Source organism: Vibrio japonicus, from assembly GCF_024582835.1.
In the GTDB taxonomy this organism is placed as follows: domain Bacteria; phylum Pseudomonadota; class Gammaproteobacteria; order Enterobacterales; family Vibrionaceae; genus Vibrio; species Vibrio japonicus.
Genome location: NZ_CP102096.1, coordinates 480409 through 496242 on the forward strand (window position 1 = coordinate 480409; position 15834 = coordinate 496242).

General features: G+C 49.3%; 10 protein-coding genes. 9 read left to right on the top strand and 1 reads right to left on the bottom strand.

The genetic code is table 11. From position 1 onward, the window contains the following. The first annotated feature begins 150 nt into the window (after window positions 1-150). From kdpF to NP165_RS02405, 6 genes are all read left to right on the top strand, one after another. Entirely contained in the window at window positions 151-231 is an 81-nt protein-coding gene (kdpF, locus tag NP165_RS20045) for a K(+)-transporting ATPase subunit F (RefSeq protein ID WP_371133702.1), read from the top strand. Window positions 232-244: 13 nt separating this feature from the next. Next, the gene (gene kdpA, locus NP165_RS02385; protein WP_257084744.1) at window positions 245-1975 is read left to right on the top strand and encodes a potassium-transporting ATPase subunit KdpA; all 1731 of its coding nucleotides are present in this window, start codon (window positions 245-247) and stop codon (window positions 1973-1975) included. Then, window positions 1972-3993: a potassium-transporting ATPase subunit KdpB gene (kdpB, locus tag NP165_RS02390; RefSeq protein ID WP_257084745.1), complete on the top strand. Its 2022-nt coding sequence runs from the start codon at window positions 1972-1974 to the stop codon at window positions 3991-3993. Before kdpA ends, kdpB begins: the two co-directional genes overlap by 4 nt. Before the next feature lie 9 nt (window positions 3994-4002). Continuing rightward, window positions 4003-4641 (top strand): potassium-transporting ATPase subunit KdpC, encoded by a 639-nt coding sequence (gene kdpC / locus NP165_RS02395; RefSeq protein WP_257084746.1) that lies wholly within the window; start codon window positions 4003-4005, stop codon window positions 4639-4641. A 120-nt stretch (window positions 4642-4761) separates the two neighbouring features. Continuing rightward, on the top strand, window positions 4762-7428 hold the full coding sequence (locus tag NP165_RS02400) for an ATP-binding protein (RefSeq protein ID WP_257084747.1): 2667 nt from the start codon (window positions 4762-4764) through the stop codon (window positions 7426-7428). 11 nt (window positions 7429-7439) lie between these two features. Beyond that, the gene (locus tag NP165_RS02405) at window positions 7440-8123 is read left to right on the top strand and encodes a response regulator (protein ID WP_257084748.1); all 684 of its coding nucleotides are present in this window, start codon (window positions 7440-7442) and stop codon (window positions 8121-8123) included. Between the two features lie 57 nt (window positions 8124-8180). Here the strand turns inward: NP165_RS02405 and barA are convergent, their stop codons facing one another. Beyond that, window positions 8181-10964, bottom strand: a complete 2784-nt coding sequence (gene barA / locus NP165_RS02410) for a two-component sensor histidine kinase BarA (protein WP_257084749.1) — start codon at window positions 10962-10964, stop codon at window positions 8181-8183. Window positions 10965-11134: 170 nt separating this feature from the next. Between barA and rlmD the strand changes: the two genes are divergently transcribed. From rlmD to mazG, 3 genes are all read left to right on the top strand, one after another. After that, the gene (gene rlmD, locus NP165_RS02415) at window positions 11135-12454 is read left to right on the top strand and encodes a 23S rRNA (uracil(1939)-C(5))-methyltransferase RlmD (RefSeq protein ID WP_257084750.1); all 1320 of its coding nucleotides are present in this window, start codon (window positions 11135-11137) and stop codon (window positions 12452-12454) included. Between the two features lie 71 nt (window positions 12455-12525). Then, a complete protein-coding gene (relA, locus tag NP165_RS02420) occupies window positions 12526-14745 on the top strand; it encodes a GTP diphosphokinase (protein ID WP_257084751.1) in 2220 nt (739 codons plus the stop codon). Window positions 14746-14819: 74 nt separating this feature from the next. Then, window positions 14820-15611 (top strand): nucleoside triphosphate pyrophosphohydrolase, encoded by a 792-nt coding sequence (gene mazG, locus NP165_RS02425; RefSeq protein ID WP_257084752.1) that lies wholly within the window; start codon window positions 14820-14822, stop codon window positions 15609-15611. The last annotated feature ends 223 nt before the right edge of the window (window positions 15612-15834 follow it).

Consider the following 15834-nt stretch of genomic DNA (forward strand, 5'->3'; position numbering starts at 1 on the left):
GCGGCGGTTACGTCGCTTTTTTTATCTGCGCCGTGCGCGCATTTTTCCTTTCTTTACGCATTCTTTACGCCTTTCGTTACTCCTCATCTAGAGATTTTACGCGCTGAGTTTCTATCTTATTCGGGTCCAAAATACTCAAGGAGACGAAAGATGGATTGGTTCCTTTTGCTTCTTTCTGTTGCACTTTTTGTTTACTTAATGGCGGCGATGTACGCCCCAGAAAAGTTCTAAAGGTGGATGGAAGATGCTCGAAATAATTATTATTTGTTTACTTACGGTCGGTATTGCACTGCCGCTTGGCAGCTATATGACCAAAGTATTCTCTTACCAGGCACACGCCGCTGATCGCCTGTTTAATCCTTTAGAAAAACTCATCTTTGCGACGATAGGTATCAACGCGTCTAAGTCGATGAACCTGCGTCAATACGGCACCGCCTTTGTGCTCAGCAATTTGGTGCTTGGTGTGATTGCGTTTTTGATGCTCAAGTTTCAGCACGTATTGCCATTGAACCCAGATGGTATCGGGCCGATGACTTGGGATTTGGCGCTGCATACCGCCATCTCTTTCTTGACCAATACCAACCAGCAGCACTACTCAGGCCAAGCGCAGTTGTCGTATCTGTCTCAAGGTACTTTGATTGTGACGCTACAGTTCGTGACTCCAGCGATGGGTCTGGCGATCTGTGTCGCTGTCCTACGTGCCATGATGGGTGGTCAAAATCATGAGTCCGCTAAAGAAGGCGAAGAGCGTTTGCTCGGTAACTTCTATGTTGATGTGGTGAAAGGCACGTTGCGCGTGTTGATCCCGCTGGCGTGTGTGGTGGCCTTAGCACTTTCTTGGCAAGGGGTGCCGAGTACATTCTCTGGCGCGCCAAGCGTTGAGACGTTGGATAGCCAGTCGCAAGTCAGCAGTCAAGAGATCCCGGTCGGGCCTGTGTCTGCGATGGTGGCGATCAAACAGCTTGGCACCAATGGTGGCGGTTGGTACGGACCAAACAGCAGTAACCCGCTGGAAAACCCGACCCCGGTCAGTAACGCGATTGAAACCATTTCACTAGTGTTGGTGCCAGTAGCGGTGGTGTTTATGGCGGGCGGCCTGTTGAGAAGAAAGTCGTTTTCGGTGATGTCGTTCGCGGTGATGAGCATTTTAAGTGTCAGCTTTATCGCGGCTACTGTGTACAGCGAGGTGCAGCCGAACCACGCCTTTGAAGGCTTGAGCGCGGTTGGCAGTAATATGGAAGGGAAAGAAGTGCGCTTCGGGCCCGAACTGTCGGCGTTGTGGGGCACATTTACCACCCAAACTTCCAACGGTTCCGTCAATGCGATGCACGACTCGTTTAACCCGCTGGGCGGATTGATGACCCGTAGTGGCATGTTGATCAGCGCCATTTGGGGCGGTATCGGTGGTGGCTTCGTCAACTTTATGGTGTACGTATGGTTGGCCGTGTTCCTCTCGGGTCTGATGATCGGCCGTACGCCGGAAATCTTTGGCAGAAAGCTCGAAACCAAAGAGATCACGCTGCTGTCGAGCCTGATTGTGCTCCCTGCACTGACCATTTTGGCTTTTACCGCCATTACCGTTGCGTTCCCGTCGTTGACTGGTCATTCGAACCCCGGCTTCCACGGAATCTCGCAAGTGTTTTATGAGTACACCTCGGCGTTTGCCAACAACGGCTCGGGCTTTGAAGGGCTCTCCGACGACTCTATCTGGTGGAACGTCACCTGCTCAATCACTCTGATCCTTGGTCGTTACCTGCCACTCATCGTGCCACTAATGATTGCCGCTTCTTTGGCGAAAAAGCGCGTCAGCCCAAGCAGTAGCGCGAGCCTGAAGTTGGAGTCACCAACCTTTGCCGCCACGCTGATTGCCGTGATCTTAATTATCAACGTACTGTCATTTTTACCTGCGGCGGTAATGGGACCGATTGGAGAAGCTCTTGAGCTGACAGTTGCTAACGTGGAGAAACCGTTATGAATGCTCAAGTAGAAAGCAGCATCAATTTGGTCGAGTGGAAAACGCTGTTGCTCGACTCCCTGAAAAAACTCTCTTTGCTACGTATGTTCGCCAATCCGGTGATGTTTGTGGTGTGGATTGGCACCTTATTGTGCGGCGCGATCACGCTGTACAACTTTATGCACGCGTTGCCGTTTGGCATGCCTTTAGTGACGACGTTGATCCTGTTTTTCACCGTCTGGTTTGCCAACTTAGCGGAAAGCGTGGCGGAAGCGAAAAGTCGAGGTCAAGCCTCCAGCTTGCGCTCAGCGAAACAAGCGCTGCGCGCACGCCGCATCGACGGTGAGTTTGAGCATTGGGTCGAAGCCGCTCAATTGGTCAAAGGCGACCAAGTCCGCGTGGTGCAAGGTGACTACATTCCTGCCGATGGTGACATCGTGAAGGGGGTGGCGACGGTCAACGAATCGGCGGTCACCGGTGAGTCGGCGGCGGTACTGCGTGAAGCGGGCACCGACCACTCCAGCGTGATTGGCGGGACCAAATTGCTCTCTGGTGAAATCATCTTTGAAGTATCTAACGACCCAGGGCAAAGCTTTTTAGACCGCATGATTGGTTTGGTTGAAGGCGCCGAGCGTCAGAAAACGCCGAACGAAACCGCGTTAACCGTACTGCTCTCTTCATTAACCGCGGTGTTCTTGCTGATTGTGATGACACTGCCAGCGATGGCGGAGTTCATGGGCAGCGAACTGAGTTACGTGATGCTGATTGCGCTGTTGGTGTGCTTGATCCCGACCACCATTGGCGGCTTGTTACCTGCGATTGGGATTGCCGGGATGAACCGTGCGCTCAAAGCCAATATTGTCGCTAAATCGGGGAAAGCGGTCGAAGTCGCGGGCGACATCGATACCTTACTGTTGGATAAAACCGGCACCATCACCTTTGGTGATCGTCAAGCGACCGAGTTCTTGACCGTCAATGGAGTGAGCGAACATGAGTTAATGGAAGCGGCGACCCTGTCATCGCTGGACGACCCAACGCCGGAAGGCAAGTCGATCTTGAGCCTTGCACTGGGTAAAGATTTCCGCGTGGCGGATAAACCGAAAGGCGCAGAGTTTCTGCCATTCTCACCGAAAACCCGCGTATCGGGTGTTCGCTTGGCAGACAAATCACTCAAGCTCAAAGGCGCGAGCGACGCGATGAAAGCATGGGCGGCAGACAAAAATCTGGCGTGGCCAGAAGAGATGGATGCCTTGGTGCGCAAAGTTGCCAAGCAGGGCGGTACGCCGCTGGTGGTTGGCTCGAATGAGCGCATGTTGGGTGTGGTTGCCTTGATGGACGTGGTGAAGCCCGGTGTAGCCGAGCGTTTTGCCCGCCTGAGAGCACTCGGCGTTCGTACCGTAATGGTGACGGGGGACAACCCGATTACTGCTGGTGTGATTGCGGCGCAAGCGGGGGTGGATGATTTTATCGCAGAAGCCAAGCCGGAAGACAAGCTCGAGCTGATCCGCCGTGAGCAGGCTAAAGGTCGACTGGTGGCCATGGTTGGCGATGGTACCAACGACGCGCCAGCGCTGGCGCAAGCCGATGTGGGCTTGGCGATGAACTCCGGCACTCAAGCGGCTAAGGAAGCAGGCAACATGGTCGATTTGGACTCTGATCCTTCCAAGTTGCTGTCGGTGGTGGAAGTGGGTAAGCAGTTGCTGATCACCCGTGGTGCGCTGACGACCTTCTCGCTTGCTAATGACGTAGCCAAATACTTCGTCATCATCCCCGCGATTTTCATGGGGGCGATTCCAGCGATTGGCATGTTGGACATCATGCAGCTCAACAGCCCAGAAACGGCGGTGATTGCGGCTCTGGTGTTTAACGCCCTGATCATCCCGACCCTTATCCCGCTTGCGTTGAAAGGCATCAAAGTCAGTGTGGTCTCGGCAGATACCCTGCTGCGCAATAATATGCTGATCTACGGTGTCGGAGGCCTAGTGCTGCCGTTCATTGCGATCAAAGCTCTGGATATGTTGATTGGCACGATTTACTAAGGACAGATTATGAATACTGATATCAAACACTATCCACGCTCGGGTGCCATCGCCAGTGAAAAGGCCGCATCGAGCAGTGGACTCGAACAGCTGGTTTGCGCGGTCAGAGCCAGTGGTGCATTGCTGCTTTTGTGCGGTGTGGCTTATACCGGCAGTGTGACGCTGTTGGGGCAAGCGCTGTTTCCGCATCAAGCAACAGGCAGCCTTATTGAGCACAACGGCAAAATGGTGGGGGCAAATTGGGTGGCGCAAGAGTTTGTCTCTCCGGGGTATTTCCACAGTCGGCCGAGCGCGGTTAGCCACGATCCAACCTCCACTGGGGGAAGTAACTTAGCGCCGAGTAACCCGGAGCTGGTAGAGCGCGTGCGTCAAGACAGTTTGAAGATCCAAAGTGACTACGGCGTGGCGGCGAGTGAAATTCCAGTGGATATGCTCTCGGCGTCGGGCTCGGGGATAGACCCACACATTTCGCCACAAGCGGCGGTGTTTCAGGCGGAGCGCATTGCAGAGAATCGACGCATACCATTAGAGGTTGTTATGAGTCTAATTTCATTTAATACTGAGGCGCCGCAATGGGGAGTCTTCGGTCAGGAACGAGTGAACGTACTGAGATTGAATCTGGCGTTGGATCAGTTGGAATCTAAGTAATCATGCGTTAACCCCAAACCAGCACATGCCGTTGCAACGCGGTCATGTGCTGGTTGCGTTTTTTCGCAAGGGGGCACAGGGACAGCGTCAACAAGCACAGACATCAAGGACAAATCAAACATGACGGATGAAGAGCGTTCGCAAAAAGCACAGGCGCTACTGAGTCAGATTCATAAAGAGGATCAAGGTAAGCTCACTATTTTTATCGGTGCCGCGCCGGGGGTGGGTAAGACATACGCCATGCTTAACGCGGCGAAGGAGTGTGTCCAGCAAGGCATGGATGTGCTGGTGGGGCTTGTCGAAACCCACGGCCGCAAAGAAACCGAAGCGATGTTGGACGGCTTGGATGTCTTGCCGCGCAATAAAATCGACTATCAAACCACGACCTTGACCGAATTTGACCTAGACGCTGCGTTAGCCCGCAAGCCCGAACTGGTGCTGGTGGACGAGCTCGCGCACACCAATGTGCCCGGCAGTCGCCACAAACGCCGCTGTCAGGACATTTCTGAACTGCTGGAAGCGGGCATCGACGTCTACACCACAGTCAACGTGCAGCACCTGTCCAGCCTCAATGATGTGGTCACGCAACTTACGGGCGTCACGGTAAGAGAAACCGTCCCCGACAATTTCATCGATGATGCGTACGAAATTCGCTTTATCGACTTGCCGCCAGTCGCGCTGATTGAGCGATTGCGTCAAGGTAAGGTGTATTTACCCGAATACGCTCGGCTCGCGTTGGATACCTTCTTCTCGGTTGCTAACCTGACCGCCCTGCGTGAGCTGACCATGAAACGGGTGATTTCCAAAGTGGACGCCAGTTGGTCGAGCGCGGTAGAGACCCAGCAAAGCCAAGGTGTCTTGGCACTCAAAGACCACTTGTTGGTGCTGATCAGCGCCAGCAGTGATCACCGCTATCTGGTGCGTATCGGCCGACAAATTGCCGAGCGGCGACAAATGCCTTGGCGTGTGGTGTGGGTCGACAAGGGGAAACCGCAAACCACTCAGCAGCGCAAACACCTCAATGATTCGTTAGAGCTGGCTAAAGAGTTGGGCGCCAATGTCGATGTACTCCGTGGTTCAGGTTGCTATCACACCATCCTGCCGTATCTGAAAGAGCAGCGGGTCAACACGGTTTTGGTTGGTACGGGCGGGCGCTATCGCTGGCTGTTCTGGAAAAAGCGCCTCTATCAACGCTTGATTGAATCGGGTCTGCCACTGGAAGTGTCGGTGTATCGCGAGCAAACTTCAGAGCGCAAACCACAGCGTATCGAGTACCAAAATCCGTCGCTTGGCAACATGAAGGGCTACCTCTACGCGGGTGTGAGTGTCGCTCTTGCCAGTGGCATGGCGTTGTTGCTCAAAGAAGTATTGAGCAGCGGCAATTTGGTGCTTGTGTTTGTTCTCGCAATCATTCTTACGGGCTTGAAGTTTGGCGCTCGTCCGGCGATTGCCTCTGCGATCTATTCGTTTTTGAGTTTCAACTTCTTTCTCACCGAGCCCATTTTTACCCTCAAGGTGTACAGCCAAGACGACATTGCTACCTTGATTTTCCTTATCATTATCGGTCTGGTGAGTGGGCCAACCGCCTCACGTATTCGTCACCAATTTATGTTGCTGAAAGAGTCGAACCGTTATGCCGAGAGCCTGCGTGAGCTGGCACAACAGCTGGCGATTGTGGAAAGCGACCATACGTTATGGAACACGGTGTGCCAAAACATCTCCTCGGTAGTGCAGTCGCCAAGTTGGTTTGTGCTGCAAGATCGCGAAGAGATCATGCATTCTTGTTTTTCACTGAGCACTCAACTTGAAGCCAGAGACGAATCCGCGATTGATTGGGCGCTGGCGCACGGTCAGCCAGCCGGACGTTTTACCGATACGCTCAACGCGTCGAAAGTGACGGTGATCCCCGCCATTCACCAAGAAACGGTGATCGGCGTGGTGGTGATTGGCTGGCAAAATCAGCAGCAACACTTTTTGCAGTTCGACAGAGATTTGATCAATTCGATGCTCAATCAGGCTTCCAATACTTGGCAGCGTATCCGCCTCAGTTCCGATCTGGAATCGGCGCGGGTGAAAACCGAAGTCGAGCAGATCCGCTCGTCGTTGTTGTCTTCGGTGTCCCACGATTTGAAATCGCCTTTGGCGGCGATGATGGGCGCAGCGGAAACCCTCAAAGAGCTGGATACCAAACTCAACGCTTCCGACAAAATGGAGATGCTGGACACCATTTTGCAAGAGAGCCGCCGCTTAGACAGCTACATTCAGAACTTATTGGATATGACGCGCTTGGGGTATGGCGGGCTGAAGATTGAGCGCGATTGGGTTTCCATTGACGACATCATCAGCAGTGCGCAAAGCCGACTCAAACGCTATTTTCCTGAGTCCAAAGTGCAGTTTATTAGCCAGAAAGACGCGCCACTTTTGTATGTACACGCCGCCTTGGTCGAGCAAGCGCTGTTTAACATCTTAGAAAATGCGGCACGGTATTCGCCGAAAAATGAGCAGATCGCGATAAAACTCAACATCAACCGCGACAAATGTCTGATCAGTATCGAAGATAAAGGGCCGGGGATCCCACAAGACCAACAGGCTGAAATTTTTAATATGTTCTACGTGGTGTCCGACGGCGACCACAAGAAGAACAACACCGGAATGGGGTTAGCGATCTGCAAAGGCATGATCAGTGCCCACGGCGGTAAAGTAAGGGCCACCAATCGCATTGAAGGCAACGGAACGCGCTTTGAAGTAGAGCTTCCGCTGGAGTACCCAAGTTTAGTCGCAACATAGAGCAGGATGTTTTGAGTATAAAAATTGTTGTTATTGATGATGAGCCACAGATAAGACGGATGTTAAGAGTGGCGCTCGGTAGCGAAGGCTACGAAGTGATTGAAGCGGAAAATGGCAAGGCAGGGTTGAACGCCGTTGCGCGCAATCAGCCAAATCTGGTGATGCTGGATTTAGGTTTGCCGGATATGGACGGCCAGCAGGTATTAAAAGAGCTGCGCAGTTGGAGCCCGGTTCCGGTTATGGTGTTGTCGGTCAGAGATCAAGACAAAGAGAAAGTCGAAGCGCTCGATTGCGGCGCGCAAGATTACGTGACCAAACCGTTCAGCGTGCTTGAGTTGTTGGCGCGGATTCGTGTGTGTTTACGCGACAACATCAAGCCAGAGCAGAAAGCGGTATTGGATGACGGTAACCTGCGCATTGATCTGTCGAAACGCGAGGTGAAATACGACAACACATTGGTGGATTTAACGCCAAAAGAGTATGGCGTATTGTCAACGTTGGCACTGTCGCCTAATTGTGTGATTACCCAAACCCAGCTATTGAAAGAAATCTGGGGGCCGTCTCATGTGGAAGATACGCATTACTTGAGAATTGTGGTCAGTCATTTAAGGCAAAAACTGGGTGATGACTCGCTCAATCCAAAGTATCTACGTACTGAACCGGGCGTTGGCTATCGATTTTGTTTAGAGAACTAAAAACAAAAGAGAGCGAACGTGTGTTGGCTCTCTTGAGTTATGGTGTAAGTTGATTGGCTATTGCAAATACAACTTAGCCGTAGCAGTGACTTTGGTCATCTCGTCTTGCAGTTCAAACATTTCAGGCTCGATGTCATCAATGGTTGCACCCGACCGCAGTGCTTGCTCTATCGTCGCGCACAGCCCTTTGAGTATCGGGACGCCACAGTAAGAGCTACTACCATGCAGTTTATGAATCACATGGATAAGTTCTTCGCGTGAGAAGTCCTCTTGCTCAAGCGCCTGTTCAACGGCATCTTCCACTTCGGGAATAAAGTCGACCAACATCTTTAGCATATCTTTGGCTAAGTCGACTTTGTTCGCTGACTGTTTCAGCGCCGCTTCCCAATCGATACTGATGTTTTGCTGAAGGGGAGAGCTTGTGGGTGCCAGCTCTTCATCGACTTCTTCAACATACGATGGGGTGATCTTTTCAATGGTTTCCGAATCGGTGTGCGGGCTCCAGTGAACTAGCACCTGCTGCAGAACATGCTCTTCAATAGGCTTCGTCAGGTAATCATCCATACCAGCACTTAGTAATCTGTCTCGCTCCCCACTCATGGCGTGCGCGGTGACGGCGATAACTGGTGTTTTGGCGTTGAGATCGGTTTTCTTGATCTCTTCACACGCGGTAACGCCGTCCATGTGCGGCATCTGAATGTCCATCAAGATAATATCAAATGGCTGAGCTTGCGCTTGCTTCACTGCATCTAAACCGTTGGTGCAAGTAATGACTTTCTCGACCCGTTCATGCAGCAGTGCGCTGATCAGCTTCAAGTTTGCTGGGTTGTCATCCACCGCCATCACGGTTAAAGGTAAGGTTTCATTTTGTGGAATCACCATGGGTAGTAATGGCAAGTTGTCTTGATTCGCCGACAGTGTTTGCAGTAGGCGTTTGCGAGACAGTGGCTTAGTAATACAGTGAATTGGGTATTTCTGAATCAGGTGGTCTGATAGTGCCAATGCCGTACTTGGTGTACCGACAACTACCTGTGGCGCGCAACGAAGTGCTTTTTCTACGTCAGCTTCTACATTCGAAATCTTGTTCTTTTTACTTGGCGCTAAATTCAGTAGTACGTAGTCGAAGCTTTCTACCTCTTCAGGTAAAGAAGAACGATAGGTCACAACCAAACCTTCCTGAACGAGAATTTGTTGCGTGATAGAAGCGGCCTGCATATTCGGTTCGACTAACAGCAGCGTTCTTTGCTTTAGGCTCGAAGTGTCAACAATTTCCGTTACTGGCATATCGGTTGAGTGTAAGCGCAAGGTAAACCAGAAGGTAGAGCCTTGGTGCAGACGGCTGGTAAGGCTGATTTCGCCACCCATCTGGCTGACTAATTTTTGAGTGATAACCAAGCCTAGACCAGTACCGCCGTAGCGGCGAGAGATACTTGCATCCGCTTGGCTAAATGCTTGGAACAACTGCGCTTGCTGACGTTCAGAAATACCGATACCGGTATCGCGCACCATAAATTGCAGTTCGACCAAATCTTCTTTTTGCGAACGCAGTTCGACGCTGATATCAATATTACCGCGTTCGGTAAATTTGATTGAGTTCCCCACAAGGTTAGTAAGCACTTGCTGAATACGTAGGGAGTCGCCAACTAAGCCCACTGGAATCTTAGGATCGATCTTAAGTGTCAGCTCTAACCCTTTTTCATGGGCGCTGGTGGCTTGTAAGATGACCACTTCTTCTAGAGATTCTTGGAAATCGAAAGGAATGTTTTCGAGAGCAAGTTTACCGGCTTCGAGTTTAGAAAAGTCTAAAATATCGTTGATGATATTGAGTAAGTTCTTCGCCGACTTTTCAATGGTTTGTAAGTAATCTGTTTGGCTATCTGTAAGCTGGGTTTTCAGAAGCTGTCGGGTAAAACCGATGACGCCGTTGAGCGGAGTGCGCAGTTCATGAGACATGTTTGCTAAGAATTCAGACTTCACGCGTGCTGCTTCCTGTGCGCGTTTCTTTGCAATGTCCAGCTCTACGTTCTGAATCTCTAACTGCTCTAAGGTTTCCCGTAGGTCAGAGGTCGCTTGGTCAATACTGTGCTGCATTTCGACATGGTATTCAGACAGCGATACCGCCATCGCATTGATGCCGTTTTTTAAAGAGTCCAGCTCACCGTGCATTTTTCCTTCGATACGAACGCCTAAATGACCTCGACGAATCCTATCAACCATGCTCTTCATATGCGAAATAGGACGAGTCACGTCATACATTAAGCGATAAGCGAACACGCCAGCTAAACCTAAGCCGACAAACAGAACGAGTACAGCGGAAAATACTTCCTGATACTGTTGCAATCGCAAGGATGACAGATCCAATTCAATGGAGACATAACCAAGAGCAGGGGTGTTTTCAGAATTTTGATCCGTTGCCATAAGCCCTGACTCCGCGATGACAGGCGCACGCAGAATCAGCGTATTATCGCTTTGCGATGACTTGACGAGTAAAGGAATCGGTTCATTCTTCGGAAAGGTCAACGACTCAAAGTTTGGGTGAAAGTTAGAGGTAACAAACAGCTCATGTTTGTAGTCGAATACCGCGATACTGCGTACAAACTTAGAATTTTTTCGGTGTGCATAGCTGATAATGCGACGTACCGACTCTCGACTATTCTTTTTTAATCCCTCTTCACTGGCGATAGCTAAAGGTTCGACTATATTCAGTCCTGAATTAACGACTTGCGTTTCTAAATCGTGATAGCGATTAAAGGAGAAAAACGCACTTAAAAGTAATCCGATAATCAGCGTCGGTGCGAGGGTGAGGGTAATAACGCGGGCACGTAAGCCATATCTTGTCATTATTGTCTAAACATCGTGGTGTGGATATGGGAAAATAGTCGCAATATAAGATGAGACTGCCGAATCGTTAAGCATAATCAACTCGGCCGTGTCAGACAATGATTCAGGCACAAAAGGTGGAGCCTGAACAAAAATTACAGCACTTAAGCATTAACAAATAGGCACAGAGCATGGCGCGTTTTTTCCAACCGAAGAAGAAAACTCAACTCAATACAAAGCATCAATCCGTACAGGTAGAAAAACTCGATCACCATGGTGCTGGCATTGCCTATCAGAATAAAAAGCCCGTTTTTATTGAAGGGGCCTTGCCAGGTGAGCAAGTGCTGATTCAATTAGTCGAGAGCAAAAGCAAGTTTGCCCGTGCGAATCTGATTAAAATTCAAAAGCCGAGTGAGCAGCGTATAGAACCATTTTGTCCACATTATAACGAGTGTGGTGGTTGTAATATGCAGCATCTTGATATTGAAAATCAGCGCGAATACAAACAGCAAACGCTGAGCCAGCTCATGAGAAAATTTGCGGGGCAAACGGCGGAGTTGGATGCGCCAATGACTGGTGAAGAACGAGGCTATCGCAGACGGGCTCGGATCAGCTTACATGTTGATAAGAAGAGTAAGCAGCTACAGTTTGGTTTTCGTAAGAAGCAAAGCAAAGAGATCGTTAATGTCACGCATTGTCCGGTATTAGCGCCAGAGCTCGAGCAACTGATGCAGCCATTGTATGAGCTACTTAAAGGCTTTGCCCATCAGGATGGGTTAGGCCATGTCGAGTTGGTCAAAGCTGATAACACACGCATCATCGTTTTGCGTCATTCTAAGGCGCTTAAAAATGACGACCACAAGGCACTGGTTGAATTTGCTCAATCTAACCAAGCCTCACTTTACCTGATGCCAAAAAGCGAACAATTGGATTTAGTGGAAGGTGAGCAAGGACATTACCTAGAAGCGGGAGTCACGATTCCATTCGAACCAAATAACTTTATCCAAGTGAATCAACAGGTGAATGCCAGTATGGTTAAACAAGCGATGGAGTGGTTAAAGCTAGAAGAAAACGACCGCGTACTAGACCTATTTTGTGGATTGGGGAATTTTAGTTTGCCAATTGCAAAGCAAGTTCAAAGCGTTGTCGGTGTTGAAGGTGTTGACGCCATGGTCGACAAGGCGACAGCAAACGCCAAGCTAAATAACCTAAGTAACGCCCAATTCTATCAGGCGAATTTGGAAGATGACATTTCTGGTCAGCTCTGGGCGAGCGAAAAGTTTGATAAAGTATTGCTTGATCCCGCGCGTGCAGGAGCGAGTGGGATTGTCGAGCAGCTTTCTGGACTTGGCACAGTCAGGATCGTTTATGTTTCCTGTAATCCTGCTACTCTAGCGAGAGACTCGCAAAGCTTGCTGAGCCAAGGATTTAAATTGCAGAAATTAGGCATGTTGGACATGTTCCCACATACCAGCCATTTAGAATCGATGGCACTTTTTGTTAAGGATTAAACTTATCTCTCTCATGTAAGTCTTACACGAGATAAGCGAAAGATAAAAAATAAAAAACTAGGACGAAAAAGATGGTTGCGGTTAGAAGCGCACATTTGAATCAAGATGAACAGTTTGAGCTAGATAAATGGATCGCTAGTCTAAATCAAGATGCTAAGGTCGCGGCGCGCCTCAAAGAGGTGTACCTCCACTGCGAAACCATTTTAAAAGATAGTGAACAGGGCCCACTGCTGTTGTGGCGTGGTCGAGAGATGATCGAAATTCTAATCACCCTCTCGATGGATAAAGCAACGCTGGTGGCGGCTCTGTTGTTCCCTCTTGTTTCAGGTGGTGCATACCCTCGAGATAAATTTGAGGAAGATTTTGGCAAAGAAACCATTAAGTTAATTGATGGTGTCGAAGAGATGGCCGCTCTAGGTCAACTGAACGTCACCATGGAAGGAAGCGCTGCTTCGGCGCAAGTGGACAATGTTCGCCGTATGCTTCTTGCGATGGTGGATGACTTCCGTTGTGTGATCATCAAGTTGGCAGAGCGAATCTGTAACTTAATTGAAGTTAAGCAAGCACCGGATGAAGTTCGCCGAGCCGCAGCAAAAGAGTGTGCCAATATTTATGCGCCACTTGCCAACCGCTTAGGCATTGGTCAGTTAAAGTGGGAGATTGAAGATTACGCTTTCCGCTACCAGCACCCTGACACCTACAAACAGATTGCAAAACAGCTGTCTGAACGACGCATCGTTCGCGAAAAGTACATCAAAGACTTTGTTGATGACTTATCGAAAGAAATGAAAGAGTCTGGTATTAACGCCGAGGTGAGTGGCCGTCCAAAACATATTTACAGCATCTGGCGTAAAATGCGCAAAAAAGGGCTAGCATTCGATGAGCTTTTTGATGTGCGTGCAGTCAGAATTATCGCTGACAAATTGCAAGATTGTTATGCTGCTCTAGGTGCCGTTCACACCAAATACAAACACCTTCCAAGTGAATTTGACGACTATGTCGCGAACCCGAAACCGAACGGTTATCAGTCTATTCATACAGTTATACTCGGGCCTGAAGGCAAAACCATAGAAATTCAAATCCGAACTAAGCAAATGCATGAAGACTCGGAGTTGGGTGTGGCTGCGCACTGGAAATACAAAGAAGGTGGCGCTGGTCGCAGTGGTTACGATGAGAAAATCACTTGGCTGCGTAAGCTACTGGATTGGCAAGAAGAGATGTCCGATTCTGGCGAAATGCTGGATGAAGTTCGTAGCCAAGTCTTTGATGACCGTGTTTACGCCTTTACGCCTCGTGGTGATGTTGTTGACTTGCCGATGGGCGCAACACCGCTCGACTTTGCGTACCACATCCACTCTGAAGTTGGCCACCGTTGTATAGGTGCTAAAGTTGGAGGACGAATCGTACCATTCACCCATAAATTGCACATGGGCGATCAGGTAGAGATCATTACCTCAAAAGAGCCGAATCCATCTCGTGACTGGCTCAACCCATCGTTGGGCTTTGTACTCTCAGGTCGTGCGCGGGCAAAAATTAACGCATGGTTCCGTAAGCAATCACGAGAGAAGAACCTAGAAGCGGGTCGTGAGATTCTGGAAGCAGAGCTAGCCAAGATTGGCGCAACGCTAAAAGATGCAGAGCAATACGCGCTGAAACGTTTCAACGTGAATACACCTGATGAATTGTACGTGGGTGTTGGCAGCGGTGACTTGCGTATTAACCAGATCATCAACCACATCAACGCGTTGGTAAACAAACCGACTGCGGAAGAGGAAGATCAGCAGGCGCTGGAAAAACTGCAAGAAGCAGAAAGTAAAGCACCTGCGCAGAGTCGTCCGAAGAAAGACGCGGTTGTTGTTGAAGGGGTCGATAACTTGATGACGCACCTAGCGCGTTGTTGTCAGCCTATCCCGGGAGATGAGATTTGTGGTTATATCACACAAGGTCGGGGTATCTCTGTACACCGAGCGGACTGTGAGCAGCTAGAAGAGCTTCGTCATCATGCAGCAGAGCGTATCATTGATACTGTTTGGGGCAGTGGATTTGTAGGATCTTACATCCTAACTGTCCGCGTTGAAGCAATGGAACGCGGTGGTTTGTTAAAAGACATCACGACATTGTTTGCCAACGAGAAAATCAAAGTCACCAGTATGAAGAGCCGAGTGGACTACCGCAAACAGCTTGCGATAATGGACTTTGACCTAGAGGTCACGAACATTGAAGTTCTAAGCAGAATCACTGCTCGTGTGGAACAAATCAAAGATGTCGTTAGGGTCAAACGCTTAGGCTAACCTTCGCGTAGCATTGGTTATTTTAAGGCGAGTAGTGTTTAGCTGCTCGCCTTTTTTATAAAGGAAAAAGTTAAATGAATCATCCAATTGAGCAGTTAGAAAAGATTATGTCAGCGCTGCGTGACCCGGAAAGTGGGTGTCCTTGGGATCTAAAACAGAGTTTCGACACGATTGTGCCTCATACGATAGAAGAAACCTACGAAGTGGTCGACGCGATTCAAAACCGAGACTGGCCTAATTTAAAAGAAGAATTGGGTGACTTACTGTTCCAAGTGATCTTTTATAGCCAATTGGCAAAGGAGCAGGGCCTATTTGATTTCTCTGAGGTCGTCGAAACGGTCAATGAAAAACTAACGCGTCGTCACCCGCATGTTTTTTCCGATATTGAGTTTGATAACGACGAGCAGATTCATGCGAACTGGGAGGCAGAGAAAGCCAAAGAGAAAGCGAAGGTAGGCAAAAAAGAAGAAAGTATTCTAGACTCAATACCAAATTCTCTGCCAGCACTTTCCCGTGCCACAAAGATCCAGAAGAAATGCGCGAAATACGGTTTTGACTGGGATTCTTTAGGGCCAGTAGTGGAAAAAGTTCAGGAGGAAATCGAAGAGGTGATGGAAGAAGCGCTTCAAGTCTCTCCACAAGAAAGCAAAATTGAGCTAGAGCTTGGAGATTTGTTGTTTGCCACCGTTAACTTAGCACGTCATCTCGGTAAAGATCCTGAAGTAGCTTTGAGTAAGGCGAATATTAAATTTTCGAATCGTTTCAGGCAGGTAGAAGCCAAAGTGGCGAATTCGGGAAGAGAGTTAACCCAATGCTCGCTGAATGAACTTGATGAGTATTGGAATCAGGTGAAGCGAGAAGAGTAAGAGAAGATCAGATAGAGTCTAAATATAAGGCAATATAGATGGTTTGAGACAAATGTGACTCAGAACGCAAATACGCTGTCCGCTTTATCTTTGCACAGTTTGATTTGAAGCAAAAAATAAAAAAGGCAGTGTGATAGATTTCACGTTGTGGCGGTTAGGGTCTTCTGGTATATTTTTCTCCCGTCCAGATGAAAATCCATTTCCCTCATTCAACCAATTTCAG